Source organism: Allorhizobium sp. nf9_anc, assembly GCF_056323085.1.
In genome coordinates this window covers 2,741,918-2,757,293 of record NZ_CM150481.1, presented here as the reverse complement: position 1 = coordinate 2,757,293, position 15,376 = coordinate 2,741,918, and the positions used below count along the sequence as shown (strand labels likewise).

At 62.7% G+C, this 15,376-nt stretch carries 15 protein-coding genes; 6 read left to right on the top strand and 9 right to left on the bottom strand.

Annotated elements, in window-relative coordinates; genetic code table 11:
* Window positions 1–76 precede the first annotated feature (76 nt).
* The 3 genes from AC02Y0_RS13525 (at window position 77) to AC02Y0_RS13515 (ending at window position 1,654) form a co-directional block, all read left to right on the top strand.
* Window positions 77–436 (top strand): GNAT family N-acetyltransferase, encoded by a 360-nt coding sequence (locus AC02Y0_RS13525; protein ID WP_476384030.1) that lies wholly within the window; start codon window positions 77–79, stop codon window positions 434–436.
* 87 nt (window positions 437–523) lie between these two features.
* Window positions 524–955, top strand: a complete 432-nt coding sequence (locus tag AC02Y0_RS13520; RefSeq protein WP_476379423.1) for an antitoxin Xre-like helix-turn-helix domain-containing protein — start codon at window positions 524–526, stop codon at window positions 953–955.
* The gene (locus tag AC02Y0_RS13515) at window positions 956–1,654 is read left to right on the top strand and encodes an RES family NAD+ phosphorylase (RefSeq protein WP_476379422.1); all 699 of its coding nucleotides are present in this window, start codon (window positions 956–958) and stop codon (window positions 1,652–1,654) included.
* A 223-nt stretch (window positions 1,655–1,877) separates the two neighbouring features.
* Here the strand turns inward: AC02Y0_RS13515 and ribB are convergent, their stop codons facing one another.
* The 3 genes from ribB to AC02Y0_RS13500 all read right to left on the bottom strand — a co-directional run bounded on the left by ribB (window position 1,878) and on the right by AC02Y0_RS13500 (window position 7,312).
* Window positions 1,878–2,978, bottom strand: coding sequence for a 3,4-dihydroxy-2-butanone-4-phosphate synthase (ribB, locus tag AC02Y0_RS13510; RefSeq protein ID WP_102019488.1), 1,101 nt, complete (start codon window positions 2,976–2,978; stop codon window positions 1,878–1,880).
* Window positions 2,979–2,988: 10 nt separating this feature from the next.
* Window positions 2,989–4,083 carry a chorismate synthase gene (gene aroC / locus AC02Y0_RS13505; RefSeq protein ID WP_476379419.1) on the bottom strand — a complete coding sequence of 365 codons (1,095 nt, stop codon included), beginning with the start codon at window positions 4,081–4,083 and terminating at the stop codon, window positions 2,989–2,991.
* 175 nt (window positions 4,084–4,258) lie between these two features.
* On the bottom strand, window positions 4,259–7,312 hold the full coding sequence (locus tag AC02Y0_RS13500) for a bifunctional diguanylate cyclase/phosphodiesterase (RefSeq protein ID WP_476379418.1): 3,054 nt from the start codon (window positions 7,310–7,312) through the stop codon (window positions 4,259–4,261).
* A gap of 306 nt (window positions 7,313–7,618) precedes the next feature.
* Between AC02Y0_RS13500 and AC02Y0_RS13495 the strand changes: the two genes are divergently transcribed.
* The gene (locus tag AC02Y0_RS13495; protein ID WP_102019491.1) at window positions 7,619–7,879 is read left to right on the top strand and encodes a DUF1344 domain-containing protein; all 261 of its coding nucleotides are present in this window, start codon (window positions 7,619–7,621) and stop codon (window positions 7,877–7,879) included.
* A 42-nt stretch (window positions 7,880–7,921) separates the two neighbouring features.
* Here the strand turns inward: AC02Y0_RS13495 and AC02Y0_RS13490 are convergent, their stop codons facing one another.
* The 4 genes from AC02Y0_RS13490 to AC02Y0_RS13475 form a co-directional block, all read right to left on the bottom strand.
* Window positions 7,922–8,512 carry a histidine phosphatase family protein gene (locus AC02Y0_RS13490; protein ID WP_476379417.1) on the bottom strand — a complete coding sequence of 197 codons (591 nt, stop codon included), beginning with the start codon at window positions 8,510–8,512 and terminating at the stop codon, window positions 7,922–7,924.
* Between the two features lie 16 nt (window positions 8,513–8,528).
* Window positions 8,529–9,347, bottom strand: a complete 819-nt coding sequence (fabI, locus tag AC02Y0_RS13485; RefSeq protein WP_476379416.1) for an enoyl-ACP reductase FabI — start codon at window positions 9,345–9,347, stop codon at window positions 8,529–8,531.
* A gap of 169 nt (window positions 9,348–9,516) precedes the next feature.
* On the bottom strand, window positions 9,517–10,797 hold the full coding sequence (locus AC02Y0_RS13480; protein WP_476379415.1) for a J domain-containing protein: 1,281 nt from the start codon (window positions 10,795–10,797) through the stop codon (window positions 9,517–9,519).
* Between the two features lie 223 nt (window positions 10,798–11,020).
* The gene (locus tag AC02Y0_RS13475; RefSeq protein WP_476379414.1) at window positions 11,021–11,476 is read right to left on the bottom strand and encodes an RT0821/Lpp0805 family surface protein; all 456 of its coding nucleotides are present in this window, start codon (window positions 11,474–11,476) and stop codon (window positions 11,021–11,023) included.
* 65 nt (window positions 11,477–11,541) lie between these two features.
* Here AC02Y0_RS13475 and pdxH point away from each other — a divergent pair, with 65 nt between their 5' ends.
* Window positions 11,542–12,156: a pyridoxamine 5'-phosphate oxidase gene (gene pdxH / locus AC02Y0_RS13470; RefSeq protein WP_476379413.1), complete on the top strand. Its 615-nt coding sequence runs from the start codon at window positions 11,542–11,544 to the stop codon at window positions 12,154–12,156.
* Window positions 12,157–12,171: 15 nt separating this feature from the next.
* Here the strand turns inward: pdxH and AC02Y0_RS13465 are convergent, their stop codons facing one another.
* Both AC02Y0_RS13465 and AC02Y0_RS13460 read right to left on the bottom strand, forming a co-directional pair.
* The gene (locus AC02Y0_RS13465) at window positions 12,172–13,218 is read right to left on the bottom strand and encodes a polysaccharide deacetylase family protein (RefSeq protein ID WP_476379412.1); all 1,047 of its coding nucleotides are present in this window, start codon (window positions 13,216–13,218) and stop codon (window positions 12,172–12,174) included.
* 84 nt (window positions 13,219–13,302) lie between these two features.
* Window positions 13,303–14,784, bottom strand: coding sequence for an MFS transporter (locus AC02Y0_RS13460; protein ID WP_476379411.1), 1,482 nt, complete (start codon window positions 14,782–14,784; stop codon window positions 13,303–13,305).
* Between the two features lie 79 nt (window positions 14,785–14,863).
* Here AC02Y0_RS13460 and soxR point away from each other — a divergent pair, with 79 nt between their 5' ends.
* Window positions 14,864–15,307, top strand: a complete 444-nt coding sequence (gene soxR / locus AC02Y0_RS13455) for a redox-sensitive transcriptional activator SoxR (protein ID WP_476379410.1) — start codon at window positions 14,864–14,866, stop codon at window positions 15,305–15,307.
* Window positions 15,308–15,376: the final 69 nt, after the last annotated feature.

Sequence of the window (15,376 nt, the reverse complement as noted above, 5' to 3'; positions counted from 1 at the left end):
TAAGACAGAAAGATCCGACGTGACCGACAACAGCGCCTACCGCATCGAAACCCGCGTGCCCGCCATTGATGACTACATGCGCCTGCGCCTGCAATCCGGCCTCACGCCCTTCTCCCGTGAAGCCGCCGAAAAGGGCCTGCCCAATTCCATCTTCGGCGTCAGCCTGATGCTGGGCGACGAGACGGTCGGCATGGGCCGCATCATCGGCGACGGCGGCTGCTTCTTTCAGGTGACAGACATCGCCATCCTGCCGGATCATCAGGGCAGGGGCCTCGCCAAGCAGATCATGGCAGCCCTGTCCGACTTCATCGCCACCTTGCCGAAGTCTGCCTATGTCAGCCTGATCGCCGACGTCCCCGCCAACCGCCTCTATTCGCAGTTCGGCTTCGATGAGACAGCCCCACGCTCTGTCGGCATGGCGCGTCGGGTGGTCTAGCTCCCATAAGATCGCCCTAATAATACCCAGGCTTGTAAACGCCTTCAAATGACATATATTTCCTATGTCATCTGAAGGAGCTCTAGCGTGTTGAACATCGCAGAACGCCACACCGCCCCATCCCCAGTCTCGCAAGGCTTTGCCTCCGAGGCGGACCGCAAACGGCTCTCGGCCGCAGCGCTGAAGGCGTTCCGTCGCCTCGTGGTCCAGTGGGACTTGACCAGCCAGCAAGCGGCCGCCTTGCTCGGGGTCTCCCTCAGCACCTGGGAGCGGTTGAAGCCGGAGAGTGTGACCAAAACGCTGAGCCAGGATCAAATGACCCGGATCTCGGCGCTTCTGGGCATCTACAAGGCGCTGCATCTGCTCTTCGTCGATGCCATGGCCGATCGCTGGCCGAGCCTCGAAAACTCTGGCCCGCTCTTTGATCGCCGTACCCCCGTCGCCGCCATGATCGAGGGCGGCATTCCCCACATGCTCGAGGTTCGCCGCTACGTCGACGCCGTGCGCGGGGGACTCTGAGTGCTGATCGCCGGCCTGCCGGTTTCGACGGTTGCTTATCCGCGGACCGTGCGGCTCGTTTCCACCGCGCGCCCGCGCCCGCCGGTGCTGGCCCCGCTCGCTGACACGGCCGAGGAACTGGCCGAGCTTGCCGAAATCGAGGCCGCAACCTCGACCCGCATGCAGGCACAGGCGACCGGCATTTCCGGACTGGCGGCCAACGAACTCGTCTACGATGTGCCGCATGCGCATTTCATTAATGCGAGCTTCGCCTATGCCAAGCCCCGCGAGGCTAATCGCTTCAACGGCGAGACGCGCGGTGCCTGGTATGCAGCGCTTGCGGTCGAGACCTGCCTGGCCGAAATCACCTTTCACATGACGGAGTTTCTGGCCCGAACCAGCGCCTATCAGGCTGTGGCTGACTATGCCGAGATGCTCTGCAGCGTCTCCGGCGCCTTTCTCGACCTAAGCGATGCGCCGGGACATCCGGCGCTGTCGTCGGACAAGTCTGTCGGCTATCCGCAAGGAAACCACTTGGCCCTCGAGGCAAGACGGGCAGGCCTGAACGGCATTATCTACCCTTCCGTCCGCCATCAAGGCGGCACCTGCTTCGCCATCCTCCGCCCCGCCGCCGTCCAGTCTGTCCGCCAGGGCGATGTCTGGCGGCTGAGCTGGAAGGGCAAGCCGGAGCCGATGGTCGACGGGCCGATCGGGTCTTGAGTTAGTTGGGCGACAACCGGGTCACCCCCACCCGCCGCTGCGCGTCGACCTCCCCCCTCAAGGGGGAGGTGGGTGGCCGCCGGTTGCCTTGGTGCAGGCGCAAGCGGCCACACTCCACCCTCCCCTTGAGGGGGAGGGTCGGACCGCAGGTCCGGGGTGGGGTGATCATGCGGCGGTAAACCGCCACATCACATCAATCGAGACTGAAGGCCCCGCTAAAACCTCAGACGATCTCGGTCGCAGCGATGCGAATGCCGAACCCTTCGAGGCCCACGTAATGGCGTTCGCGCGATGAGAAGAGCCGGATGGAGGTGACGCCGAGATCCTTGAGGATCTGTGCGCCCAGCCCGATTTCCAGCCATTCGCTCTCGCGGGCCTGCGCTTCCGAATGATCTTCGCGGTCATGCTTGCCGCCACGCGCGGTGGTCGAGACGCCGACACCGACGGAGCCTTCGCGCAGATAGACGATCACGCCGCGGCCCTTGTCGGCGATCCGCTTCATGATGCCATCGACCTGCCGGTTGGTGCCGAAGACGTCCTGACCGACATGCTCAAGATGCAGGCGCACCGGAATGTCTTCGCCGTCCCGGATGTCGCCGAAGACGACAGCCAGATGCTGCATCGGATCCCAGGGAAGCGAATAGGCATAGGCCATCGCCGGACCATAGGGGGTCTGCAGGTCGAACTTGGAGACGAGCTGGATCAGCGTCTCCTTGCGCTGGCGATAGGCGATGAGATCGGCGACCGACACCTGCTTCAAGCCATGCTTGACGGCGAAGTCCGCAACCTGCTGGCCACGGGTCACCGTGCCATCGTCATTGACGAGTTCGCAGATGACGCCGATCGGGGGCAGGCCGGCAAGCTTGCAGAGGTCGACGGCGGCTTCCGTGTGGCCGGAGCGCATCAGGACGCCGCCTTCGCGGGCAACCAGCGGGAAAATGTGGCCGGGGCGCACGAAATCGGCAGGGCCGACATTCGGGTTGGCCAGATTGCGCACCGTCAGCGTCCGGTCGTCTGCCGAAATGCCGGTTGTCGTGCCGTGCTTGAAATCTACCGAAACGGTGAAGGCGGTGGTGTGGGCGCTATCGTTTTCGGCCACCATCGCCGAGAGGTTCAGGCGCTTGGCCTCTTCCTTCGGCATTGGCGTGCAGACGATGCCCGAGGTGTGACGCACGATGAAGGCCATCTTGTCGGCCGTGCAGTGGACGGCAGCAACGATCAGGTCCCCTTCGTTCTCGCGGCCGTCATCGTCGGTGACGACGACGATTTCGCCGGCTTCAAAGGCGCGGATCGCCTCGACGACGCGCTTCTGGTCATAGCTCATGGGGAAGTCCTCATCTGGTCCGGCCGTTCTGGCCGCGGTCTCTCAGGATATGGTCGAGAATGGTGCAGGCGAGCATCGCCTCGCCGACGGGCACGGCGCGGATCCCAACGCAGGGGTCGTGGCGACCCTTGGTGCGCACATCGACTTCATTGCCGTCGGCATCGATCGAGCGCTTCTCGGTCAGGATCGACGAAGTCGGCTTGATGGCAAAGCGCGCGACGATCGGCTCGCCGGTCGAAATGCCGCCCAGCACGCCGCCGGCATGGTTCGACAGGAAGACGGGCTTGCCGTCCGCCCCGATCCGCATCTCGTCGGCATTTTCCTCGCCGGTAATCTCGGCTGCCTGGAAGCCGTTGCCGACTTCGACGCCCTTCACCGCATTGATCGACATCAGGCCGGCGGCGATCTCCTGGTCGAGCTTGCCATAGACGGGCGCCCCGATGCCGGCAGGTACACCCTCGGCCACGACTTCGATCACAGCGCCGACGGAGGAGCCTGCCTTGCGGATCCCGTCGAGATACTGCTCGAAGACGGGTATTATGGCTGCGTCAGGGCAGAAGAACGGGTTCTGGTCGACTTGCGCCCAATCCCAGTTGTCGCGGTTGATCTTGTGCGTGCCAATCTGCACCAGCGCGCCACGAATGGTAACGCCCGGCATGGCAAGGCGGGCCAGCGCACCGGCTGCCACGCGTGCAGCCGTCTCGCGCGCGGACGAGCGTCCGCCGCCGCGATAGTCGCGGATCCCGTATTTCAGGTCATAGGTATAGTCGGCATGGCCGGGGCGATAGCGCTTGGCAATGTCGCCGTAATCCTTGGAGCGCTGGTCGGTATTCTCGATAAAAAGCGACACAGGCGTGCCGGTCGTGATCATCGTGCCGTCTTCCTGCGGCATGACGCCGGAGAGCACTTTCACGATATCGTCTTCGCGCCGCTGGGTGACGAAGCGGGACTGGCCGGGCTTGCGCTTGTCCATGAAGACCTGCAGGTCTTCTTGGGCGAAACGGACGCCCGGAGGGCAGCCGTCGACAACAGCGCCGAGCGCCGGCCCGTGGCTTTCGCCCCAGGTGGTGACGCGGAAGAGGTGACCGAAGGTATTGTGCGACATGCGTGAGCTACCGTTCCATTCTCTCCCGCCGGAACATCGTCCGGCAGGCCTTGCCTTGGATGGCGTCACTCATAGAGCAAATCCACAATTTCTGTGAAGCGCTTTTGCGCCCGTTGCCGCCGATTTGCGACAACACTGTGTCACCACAGGCGGCATGATCCACCGCCGCGTGTGCTCAAGACGCCTTGCGCTGCGGCAGACGGTCGACGAAACGGGTGAAATCGTCAAACGAGAGCGGCTTGGCAAAGGCATAGCCCTGCAGATAGTCGCAGCCGAGCTGGCGCAGAATGCCGGCATGTTCCTGCGTTTCCACGCCTTCCGCCACGGTCTCGATGCCGAGTGAGCGGGCGATCTCGACGATGTTGCGCACGAGACTGCGTTCCTGCGGCTGCACTGTGACGGGCATGACGAGCTGACGGTCGATCTTCAGGCGCTTCGGCTTCAGCTTCAACAGGCTGACGATCGAGGTATGGCCGGTGCCGAAATCGTCGATTTCGATGTCGATGCCGAGCGCCTTGATCTTCTCGATATTCTCGGAGGCGAGCGTGTCGCTCTCGTCGAGGAAGATCGATTCCACCAGTTCGAAGCAGATCGAGCCGGGCGAAATTTGCAGGCCGCGCAACTGTTCGATGAGGTTGTCGTCGTGCAGGCGCTTCGAGGACACGTTCACAGAAATGCGCGGCACCTGCATGCCAAGCGCCGTCCAGCGCATCTGATCCTTCAGCGCCGTCTGCAGCACCAGTTCGTCGATCCGGGCCATGACGTTCAGGTCTTCGGCGACCTTCAGGAAGTTGCCGGAAGCAAGGATCCCGCGATCCGGATGGCGCCAGCGGATCAGCGCTTCGGCGCCGCAGAGCTGCATGTTCGAAGCCTCGAACTGCGGCTGGTAGTAGACGATGAACTCGTCCCGGTCGAAGCCCGCGAGGATGTCGTCGGCCATGCGCTTCTTGGCGACGATATTCGCCTGCAGATCGGGCGTAAAGAACTCGTAGCAGTTCCGGCCCTTTTCCTTGGCCTGATAAAGGGCGATGTCGGCGTTGATGAGAACCTTGCGCGCATCGGGAGAGGCACCTTGTGCCTGGGCAATGCCGATCGACACGCCGCAGCGACAGTCGAACCCTTCGAAGTCGAGCGGCTGGCGCATTTCCTCGATGATCTTGTTGGCCAGTGCCGCCAGTTCATCGACGGTGGTCTGACGACGAGCGAGAACGACGAATTCGTCACCGCCGATACGGGCGACGAGATCGCCGCGCGGCACGTGTTTCATCAGGATGCGTGAGGCATGCACGAGCATGGCGTCGCCAGCTGCATGGCCCAGCGTGTCGTTGATTTCCTTGAACCGGTCGAGGTCGAGATGCAGGAAGGCGAACTTGTTCGCCGGCCGGTCGCCATTGCGGACCAGCAGGTCGAGTTCGAGGTCGAGCTTGCGACGGTTGGCAAGCGAGGTCAGCGGATCGTGGAGCGCGTTGAACTCGATGCGGTTCTTCGCGAGCTCCAGCTCGATGTTGCGCATGTCGGTTTCCGCCTTGGCATTGCGCAGCTGCTCGGCAAGCAGCGCATCGGCGGTCACGTCGAAGGCAATCCCGATCAGCTTCTTCTTGCCGTCGCGACCGATATGCGGCTGGCCAACGGAGCGGATGTAACGGATCTCGCCATTCTGCAGGACCACGCGCTGGGTCGTGTTCATCACCTGGTCGAGTGTCACAGCCCGCTTCGTGGCGAGCTGGATATCGCCGCGATCATCGGGGTGGAGGCGAGAGAGCCAGACATGTTCGGGAACGGCCTTCTCGCTGAATGGCACGCCGTAAAGCTGGTGCATGCGTTCGTCCCAGTTGGCGCTCCGGGTCACCGGATCACCTTCCCAGGTGCCGCAACTATAGGAGCCGAGCGCCAGATCCAGGCGCTGCGAGGCTTCGGCCAGCTGGTGTTCACGGCTCGAGAGTTCCTCAAGCGCCAGTTCCAGCTCGGCATTCTTGATGTCGCTGTTCTCCTTTGCCCGGCTGAGCGACTGGGTGACCAGCGTATCGGTTGTCACGTCGCAGACGATGCCGGTGATGCTGCCGTCGAGCGTGCGGGCACCGACGGAGCGAAGATAGCGGAAGCTGTTGTCGGACAGAGGGATCCGGTAGCTGACGTCCCACTGGTCGGCCTTGCCGGCAACAACGCAGTCGAAATAGAACTGTTCGGCCTTGCCGATGTCATCGGCATGCAACGAGGCGAACCAGTCGGCAAGCCGATCCTCGTCGTCGGAGAGGCTTTCCGGCAACCCATGCAGGCCGGCACTTCGGCTATCCCAGATGAGGGCATGGGTCGTGCTGTCGATTTCCCAGATGCCGATATTGGACGTCTCGAGAGCCAGCTGGAAACGCTGCGACAGCTCGAGCAGCCGTTGTTCGCGGCCCCTGAGGCGGGCGATGTTCATATTGCGCTCGCTGAGCAGGAAGACGGCCAGCAGCACCGAGATCATCATCGCCACCACGCCCGCCAACACTAGAAGACGGCTTGGCAGCAGACGGTTCATCGCCGCGTCCCAGCCATCGCCGGGCACGCCATAGATCTCGAAGGGCAGGCCTGTATCCTCGACAGACACCGTGACAGGCTGTTCAGCGAAGATCGACGCATCCCCAAAGATGCGTTCGGTGCCAGCGACCGGCGGCAGCGTCACCGCAAGCTTGGTGTGGTCATGCTCTTCATGGTCGGGCAGCTCGGCGTCAGTCAGCAGCTCATAATGGGCAAAAAACCGATCCACGTCGACTTCTGCGACCAGCGAGACCCATTCGGTCGTCGTCTGCCAAGGCAGGGGAGGCACGGGAACGTCGATGAGGAAGGTTCGATCTCGGTTGCTGATCGAGGCGGTGAAAGCCATGCGCCCGGGATCATCCAGCGGCAGGAAATGAATGGCCTTCATATGGGGATTGTTGGCGAGGATCTGCCGGATCGTGCGGTTCAGCTCGGTCGGGGACAAGGCGCTGTCATCTGCGATGTCGTCTGCGAGCGACAGGACCAGATCCCGGTCCAGTTGAACCCTGTTCTTGATCTGGGACTTCACATGCAGCAGGCGATCCAGAACCGTATGCTCGATACGGCCCCGCTCGCTGAGCGCGGTTTTCCGATCGATCATCAGCCCAACCGACACGATCAGGACACTCAGCAAGGCGCCGCCGATCAGCCAGAGCATGCCGTTGCCCCATCTGCTCTCGGCCCGCGGGTCCTTCATCAATTTACGCAAGTCTAGGTTTCCCCTGATCCCAACTGCGCTAAGTCTATGGTGTGGCGGTTAATTTAGGATTTCGGTAGACGCGAGCTTTTTCCCCTCCCTGTACTTTGTCGATCACCATGACATTTCTTCCGATCATGCCTTCACAGAGCTTAAACCGAACATTCCCCCAAGGATAACCACCTGATAGCGCTTGATCCCGGCTGCCATTCGGGTCCACAATCCCCTTGAAATGTCACTATCACGGGCGAATTCCGCCACATTCGGGAGGCTATTTTGCAGTCGTTTTCAGCATCGATTTGGTCGAAGGTGGTTCGCATGCGTGTCGTGATATCCCTGCTTCTTGCCACGGCAAGCTTCCTTTCCCCCGTCGCAGTGCTCGCTGGCAGCGCCGATGTCGAGTCGACGATCCGTGACGTGAATGTCGATGGAATGAGCCTCGTCCTCGAGGACGGCAAGACCTATGCGGTTCCGGCGGAGTTCAACTTCGAAGGGCTGGAGCCCGGCCAGAAGGTCATCGTGTTCTACACGGAAGTGGACGGCAAGCGCGTCGTCGACGATCTGGAAGTCCTGCAGTAATGCAGGCAGCGGTCGTCTGAAAAGGGCGGCCGGGATCGGCGATCAGAGCCAGCCGATGGTCTTCTGATCGCGGTCGATCTTCAATATCCGGTCCTGCGGGATGTTCATCTCGCAGGCCTCGTCCTCGCTGACATCGCCGATCAGGCGGAAGCAACTGCGGATGACGCCACCATGGCTGACGCAGACGGTGGGGCGCTCCACCGATTTCAGCCAGGCCCCAATCCTCCACGACAGGATCTCATAGCTTTCCGCATCGTCGCCGGGAGGAATGAAACCCCATTTCTGCCGCGCCCGTTCAGCGACGCGCTCGGGCGAGACCTCGGCCAGTTCCGGCAGCGTCGATCCTTCCCAGGCGCCGAAGGAAAGTTCCTTCAGCCGGTCATCGAGCCGGTATTCGCCAGGGGCCAGGCCCATGGCGGTGCGCGCGCGTTCCATCGTATCGCGGGTGCGTCCGAGCGGCGAGCTGACAAAGTCAAAATCCCCGGCATGGCTGCCGAGGATTTGCGCGATCTTGCGCCCGTTTTCGGATGCCTGCTGGCGGCCGATATCGTTGAGGCCGATATCCTTCTGCCCCTGCATGCGGCCTTCGGCATTCCAGTCGGTCTGGCCGTGACGGATCATGTAGATGAGCACGGCGCAGTCTCCGATGTCAGTCCTTGCCGAGCACGATGTCGGGCGCGTCGACCGACTTCATGCCAACAGTGTGATAGCCGCAGTCGACGTGGTGCACTTCGCCGGAAACCCCGGTCGAAAGATCGGACAGGAGATACATGCCCGACTTGCCCACCTCGTCGGTGGTGACGTTGCGCTTCAGCGGCGAGTGATACTCGTTCCACTTGAGAATGTAGCGGAAGTCGCCGATGCCGGAGGCCGCCAGCGTCTTGATCGGGCCGGCCGAGATCGCGTTGACGCGAATGCCGCGGCCGCCCATGTCGACGGCGAGATAACGCACGGACGCTTCGAGTGCGGCCTTCGCCACACCCATGACGTTGTAATGCGGCATGACCTTTTCGGCGCCGTAATAGGTGAGCGTCAGCAGCGAGCCGCCATCGTTCATGATCTTTTCGGCGCGGGCAGCGACGGCGGTGAACGAGTAGACGGAGATGTCCATCGTCCGGGCGAAGTTGTCACGGCTCGTCTCGATATAGCGGCCGGTCAGCTCGTCCTTGTCGGAGAAGGCGATCGCATGCACGACGAAGTCGATCTTGCCCCAATGTGCCTCGATATTGGTGAAGACGGCGTCGATGCTGTCGAGATTGGTCACGTCGCAATCGCCGGCAAGGAAGGCGTCCAGTTCCTGGGCCAGCGGCTCGACACGCTTCTTCAGCGCGTCACCCTGCCAGGTCAGCGCGATCTCGGCACCCTGGTCGCGACAGGCCTTCGCGATACCCCACGCGATCGAGCGATTGTTGGCGACACCCATGATGACGCCGCGCTTGCCTGCCATAAGGCCGGAACCTTGAACCATATCGGGACCCTTTGATGCTTTCTGTGGAATTGCCTATGGCATAGGCCGTTCCGGCGTTCAAGATTGCAGCCCGACATCCGTCGATCGGTCCCTCGACAATCGCCGCCTCCGTCAGAAATCCTTCATATGTCAGGCAAAAACGCCGTGGGTTCAGGCGGGGGAGGCGGGGCTAGATGTAAAGCCCCTCGCGCATAAGGCGCATGAGGTCCGTCACCTTCTCGTCCGGCTTTTCCCACAGCATGACGCGCAGCTCGACGACGAGCGCACCGCGTCCGCCTTCGCCATTGGGCAGGCCAAGGTCGTCGATGCGGATCACCTGGTCGGAATTCGACCAGGCCGGCACCGTCACGGGAACCATGGTTCCATCCGGTCCCTCCACCTGGCTTTCGCAGCCAAGCACGGCATTTTCGAGTGTGATCGGCAACACGGTGCGGATGTCGAACTGGTCGACGAGGAAACGCTCTGCCTTCAGAACCTTGATGGTGACGGCCACATCGCCGCGCTGCAGGCCCTGGAACTTCAGCCCCTGGTTCTTCAGGCGCACGACGTGCCCCTCGGTCACGCCGTCGAGCGGCACGCGCACTTCGCGGCCGTCATTGAGCGTGATCGACACGGATTTCTGTTCGAGCAGGTCGGCAATCGCGACAACGGCATCAGCAAAGATGTCCGGTGCTTTTTCCGGCAGCGGCGGCGGGGCGCCGCGAAGGCGCCGGACGAACGAGCTCAGAAGTTCGATTGGTGCGAGCAGGGGAGAGGCTGCCGGTTTGAGCGGCATTCCCTCGGCGAGATCAGCCGCTTCCTGTTCACGACGCAGGTTCTCGGCGGCCGCCGCAGCTTCCGGGCTGTCGCCAAAAATGCGGGAGACGGTTTCCTCGGGGCCGGATGCCGTGCCGCCAACGGAAGCGCTCGGACCGGTGGTCGAGCTACCTGTTGCTCCGGAAGCCGTACCCGCTGCCTTGTCGGCACCAGTTGTGGAGGCTCCGGAAGCTGCCGCGTCCGCGGTCTCTTCTTTCGCGCCGGTCTGGGCTTGAGCCTTGGCCTTGGCTTCAGCGGCCTGTTCCTTCGCGGCCTTCATCTTGGCGGCCTGCGCGGCATCGGCCTTGGCCTTCTCGGCCTCGGCGCGCGCAAGTTCCTCCAGCACGCGTTCGGCATTCGCCTTGGCCTGCTTGGCCTTTTCGGCTGCCTCGCGCGCCGACTGGCGCTGCTGCATGATCGTCTGCTCGCGTTCCAAGGCTTCCACCTTCATGCGTTGTTGATCATACCGGCTGCGTTTGGCCGGATCCTTCAGCACTTCATAGGCACGGCCGATCTCGGCAAAGCGATTGTTCGCCAGCGGATCGTCCCGGTTCTGGTCCGGATGCACGGATTTCGCTTTCGTGCGCCATGCAGCCTTGATTTCGTCCGCGCCCGCATCACGCTTCACGCCGAGGATCGAGTAGAAATCACGCATCGAGGACACCAACACACCTCAGGCGGCAAGGCCCGATCATGGCGCCTTGTCCGCGAACTCTCATGCCGTCCCCTCTGATACATGCGGGTCCGGTCGCTACAGTTGGGAGAAAGCCTCGCACGCGAGTGCTAATCGAAGGTTACGCAGCGTGAGGGCAGGGAGGCCTATTTCTTCGGGTTAGCTTAAGCAATTCTTTCGAATGCGACCGAAATCGCCTCGGCGTTTACGATTGGCGGTCGAAGTTCATCAACTGCCAGCTGCCCGAGCCTGCCGTGCAGGTCTTGCCGGAGAAGTAGGCGATGCCTTCGTAGGAATGGCGTGTGGTCGAGAAGTTGCGGCAGATCACGCCGTCGCCCTTCTCTTCCTGGATCGCCGTCACCACGCCGGCGCTGCCCGTGGTCGCATTTGCCCAGGGGAGCGGCTTGCCTTCGGTCTTGGAAAGATCGGCCGACGAGACGGCGCTCTGCACCGTCAATTCGTCCGAATGGCTGGTTCCATTGCCCTTCTTGGCAACGGTGGAGGTGGAGATCGAGCTATCGACGGTATCCGAACCGAACAGGTCCATGCTGCTGCCAAAGCATCCGCTGAGCGGAAGTGTCGCAGTGATGATGAGCAAGATCGAGCTTCTACGCATGCACCAACCCTTTGTACGCTCGACCGACTTTGCTATGTCTTTCAACGGGCCTACGATCCAGTGCTTCGTCATCGGCGGCCAATATGCATATCGGGAGCATTTTACACAATATGTCAGATATCGGGTTAACAACTGGTGACTTCACGGAAGAGAGCGAACCCTTCGCCCTCTTCGCCACCTGGCTGAAGGACGCCGAAGCCTCGGAGATCAACGATCCCAACGCGGTGGCGCTCGCCACCGTGGATGCGGATGGTCTACCGAATGTGCGTATGGTGCTTCTCAAGGGGGTCGATGTCAGAGGCTTTGTGTTCTACACGAATTTCGAGAGCCAGAAGGGACAGGAAATTCTCGGCCAGAAAAAGGCGGCAATGTGTTTTCATTGGAAATCGCTGCGCCGCCAGATCCGCCTGAGAGGAGAGGTCGAGGTCGTCTCCGACGCGGAAGCGGACGAGTATTACGAGTCGCGCCCGCTCGGCAGCCGCATCGGTGCCTGGGCGTCGAAACAGTCCCGTCCGCTCGAGGGCCGCTTCGCGCTGGAGAAGGCAGTTGCCGAATACACCGCGAAATACGCGCTCGGAAATGTGCCGCGCCCACCCCACTGGTCGGGCTTCCGCATCATTCCAAGCTCGATCGAGTTCTGGCACGACCGCAAGTTCCGCCTGCATGACCGCATCGAGTTTCGGCGTGATGGAGACGGCTGGTCGAAGGTGCGCATGTATCCTTGAGGCGAGGGGAGGAGTTCAGCCGCCGGCGAGTTTCGACGGCAGCCCCGATGCCAGAGCCTCGACATAACGACCCTTCTGGTAGAGCCCGTTGAGCGAGATCCGCGGCAGGAGTTGCGGGCTCGCCATTGAGGCCGGCGTCAATGTGCCCGGCTGTGTTGTCACCGAGAGCTTGAAGCCCGCCCAGTCGGCATAGCCGGCCGTGCGCACCGTTGCGCTGCGGGCATCGCCATAGGGATAGGCGAAGGTCACCGGTCGCTGCCCGGTAATCGCCCCGACATATTCGGCGCTTTCGTTGAATTCGGACAAAAGCTCGGTATCGGTCAGTTGGGCAAGGCCCCGGTGGCTCACGGTATGGGCGCCGTAGGAGACGAGTGGGTGACTGGCCAGCGCCTTTAGCTCCTGCCCGTCCATCACAGCCTCGGCGACGAGGGCATGCGGATTGATCCCCACAGCATTGGCTGCAGCGTTGAGCAGCGCCACGCCCTTTGCTTCGTCGCCCGCCATCAGCGCACGCGCGACGGCATCGAAAGCGGCCGACTTTGCACGCGCCGTCCCGCAATCCAGGTCGATCCGGCCTGCCGGCAGGCAGAGCGCCACCCGAGACTTCGCCGCAATTAGCGCTTCCGCCGTGTCCCACCACATGGTGTGGCTGCGCTCTGAAAGCCCCTTGCAGACAAAGATGGTGAAGGGAACGCCGTGGCGCTCGAAGACCGGCAGCGCGTGATCGCGGTTGTCGCGAAAGCCGTCATCAAGCGTGAAGACGGCAAAAGGTGCGCCCCCCTCCGGTGCCGCAAGAGCTGCCGGCACATCCTGCAACCGCAAGAACCGATAGCCGCGCGCAGCAAGCGCCCGGATGGCGGAATCGAGAAACTCCGGCGTGATCGACAAATGCCGGTTCGGCTGGAAGGCACCCGCCTCGTCCGGCCGGACATGATGCAGCGTGAAGATCACGCCGCGCCCTTTGAGACCTCGGGCAACCCCGAGCCGCGACATCAGAAAGGACGCCTCCAGCCCGGCGGTAATCACCGCCTGTTTCAACCGCTGTCCGATCCGTCCCGCCATCGCCCTGCCTGAAATAGCCTTGGTCACAATGGCCGGGAGGCTACCCGTCAAGTCTTTAAACTAGGTTCAACAGGTCGCCTCAATTTATGCTGAAGGCGGCAAAACGCCCTCGGCAAGCCGGGTGGAGCGTCTGGCGAGCAGAACCGCCGGGACTGTCCACAGGACGGGGATAAGGAAGTTGACAGCAAATGCTATACTCGTCGTCTCGTTGGTCGAAGCCTCGGCAAGGCCAAGGCTGTTGCCCGCAAGTCCGGCAAAGGCTGCCCCGATCGCGAAACCGGCCGATTGCAGCGTCGGGATCAGGCCCGAAGTCTTGTCACGCTCTCCAGCGGCACTTGCCTCCATCAGCATCTGGCTGAGGAATGCCCAGCTTGCGCCGAAGGCCGCACCCACGACGATCTGCCCGGCAATCAGGAGGGCCAGAGACCCCTGATGAAAGCCGAGCGCCACGAGGATCATTCCGACACATTGCAGAACGGGACCCGCCTCGATGGCTCGCCGCCGGGCCGACCCCGCTCCGATATGGGCGATCAAGACGGCGACGAGGCTCCAGCTCATCGCCATGACGGCGCCGAGGCCGCCCGCCGCCATCGGACCGAAGCCGAAGCCGCGCTGCAGGCCGAAGACGAAGTAGACGCTGCTCGTGGCCTGGGCGACCGGCATCAGGAGGACCAGCCAGAGACCCGTGCCGACGGTGGAACTGAGACCGAAGGCGCTGTGCGGCATCAGGCTGGATGGGGACAGGCGGTCCCTGATGACGCTGAAGCCGAGCAGGGCGAGGCCCGCAAAGACCAGGGCTGCCGACATCAAGGCCTGCCCGACGATGCCGGAGTAGAGGACCATCAGCATGCCGAGCGACAGGAGCACCAGCGGCGAGAGTGGCAGCCCCGAAGTCTCGAGACCCTTTTCGCGTCTCGTCGCGGTAAAGGCGGCAAGCACGATGAAGATGAGCCCGAAGGGGACATTGATCAGAAAAGCCATACGCCAGGAGAAGCTCTCGGCCATCCAGCCGGCCGCAAATGGGCCGCCGAAGGAGGCGCAGGTCCAGACCAGGGCTTCGACCCCGAAAACCTTGGGCACCAACCGCGCAGGAAAGAGCGCCGGGATCAACGCATAGCAGATCGCCGCCACGACGCCTTCGCCCAACCCCTGTCCGACCCGGCCGACAAGCACCTGCTCCATGGACGTCGCCATGGCGGCAACCACCGTGCCAGCGATGAAGAGGAGGGTGGCCACGATCAGCACCCGCCGCGCGCCGAAGCGCTGCTTCAGCTGGGCAGCCGTCACCCCGGCGACGATCGAGCCGATCAGGTAAAGCGAAACCGACCAGGCGATGAGGTGCCCGCCGCCGATCTCCGCGATCGCACTCGGCAAGACGGTCGAGACGAAGAAGCCGTTGAATGCAAAGAGCGCGACCCCCATGCTCAGCATCAGGGTCGTGGCGAGATGGGCGGGCTGCAGCAGATCGAGCCAGCCGCCTTCGTCAACGGTCGCCGATTGGGTTGTCCCGGTGCCGTCTCGGGCTGTTGCGGGCGTGCCGTCGAGGATCTCGGTCGTATCGGTCATGAAGGAACTCTCTCTGCGGGATGCGATAGAATGCGATTTCCGGCCATGCTACAACCTCAACCCAAGTTGAGGTAAAGCCATGGCGAGCCAAAAAATGCATCTGACCGTCGGAGACGTCGCCCGCCGCAGCGGACTGGCGGTCTCGGCCATCCATTTCTACGAGCGCAAGGGCCTGATCTCTGCCGATCGAACCGGTGGAAACCAGCGCCGCTATGGCCGCGACGTCCTGCGTCGTCTGGCCTTGATCCGCGCCGCGCAGGAGGTGGGGCTGCCGCTGTCGGAGGTCGCGGATGCTTTGTCGGCTCTTCCGGCAGGCCGCACGCCAACGCCCGAAGACTGGCGCCGCATCGCGACGGGATGGGCCGAAAGGCTCGATGCCCGCATCCGTGTCCTCCAGCGCTTGCGCGAAGATCTTGACGGCTGCATCGGCTGCGGCTGCCTGTCTCTTCAGCGCTGCCAGCTCGTCAATCCCGCGGACAGGCTCGCAGAGGAAGGCACAGGCGCGGTATCACTTGCCCGCTGACGGTATCGTGACCGGCACTGCGAGCATTCGCCCTGTGGATTAACCCTCCATTCACCATGATCGGGCGAC

Excerpts from the sequence above, each read along its gene's own strand:
- AC02Y0_RS13525 (WP_476384030.1), top strand. The coding sequence starts at position 77 with ATGCGCCTGCGCCTGCAATCCGGCCTCACGCCCTTCTCCCGTGAAGCC.
- ribB (WP_102019488.1), bottom strand. The coding sequence starts at position 2,978 with ATGAGCTATGACCAGAAGCGCGTCGTCGAGGCGATCCGCGCCTTTGAA.
- aroC (WP_476379419.1), bottom strand. The coding sequence starts at position 4,083 with ATGTCGCACAATACCTTCGGTCACCTCTTCCGCGTCACCACCTGGGGC.
- AC02Y0_RS13495 (WP_102019491.1), top strand. The coding sequence starts at position 7,619 with ATGCGTGTCGTGATATCCCTGCTTCTTGCCACGGCAAGCTTCCTTTCC.
- fabI (WP_476379416.1), bottom strand. The coding sequence starts at position 9,347 with ATGGTTCAAGGTTCCGGCCTTATGGCAGGCAAGCGCGGCGTCATCATG.
- AC02Y0_RS13480 (WP_476379415.1), bottom strand. The coding sequence starts at position 10,797 with ATGCGTGATTTCTACTCGATCCTCGGCGTGAAGCGTGATGCGGGCGCG.
- pdxH (WP_476379413.1), top strand. The coding sequence starts at position 11,542 with ATGTCAGATATCGGGTTAACAACTGGTGACTTCACGGAAGAGAGCGAA.
- AC02Y0_RS13465 (WP_476379412.1), bottom strand. The coding sequence starts at position 13,218 with ATGGCGGGACGGATCGGACAGCGGTTGAAACAGGCGGTGATTACCGCC.
- AC02Y0_RS13460 (WP_476379411.1), bottom strand. The coding sequence starts at position 14,784 with ATGACCGATACGACCGAGATCCTCGACGGCACGCCCGCAACAGCCCGA.
- soxR (WP_476379410.1), top strand. The coding sequence starts at position 14,864 with ATGGCGAGCCAAAAAATGCATCTGACCGTCGGAGACGTCGCCCGCCGC.